A 266-nucleotide genomic window follows, 5' to 3' on the forward strand; every position below is an offset into this window, starting at 1 on the left:
TTTCCAGGCCATGCAAGTCTTTACCGCTGTGGTTGATGCCAACAGCTTCACGCGCGCTGCGGACAACCTGAACCTGCCGCGCACTACCGTCACCACCCTGATCCAGGGCCTGGAGAGCATGCTGCGGGTGCGTCTGCTGAATCGCACCACGCGCCGCATCAGCCTCACGCCCGATGGCGCGGCCTACTACGAGCGCTGCGTGCGCATCCTGGCTGACGTCGACGAGACCGAGCAGTCATTCCGCAATGTCACGCGCGGGCCCCAGG

At 65.0% G+C, this 266-nt stretch carries 1 protein-coding gene; it reads left to right on the plus strand.

Features of this window, described 5'->3' with window-relative positions; all coding sequences use genetic code 11:
* A partial coding sequence (locus ACEN88_RS35560; RefSeq protein ID WP_413347103.1) for a LysR family transcriptional regulator occupies nt 1-266 on the plus strand: 266 nt, incomplete at both ends.

It is taken from the genome of Massilia sp. CT11-108 (assembly GCF_047302915.1).
GTDB lineage: Bacteria > Pseudomonadota > Gammaproteobacteria > Burkholderiales > Burkholderiaceae_D > Telluria > Telluria orientalis.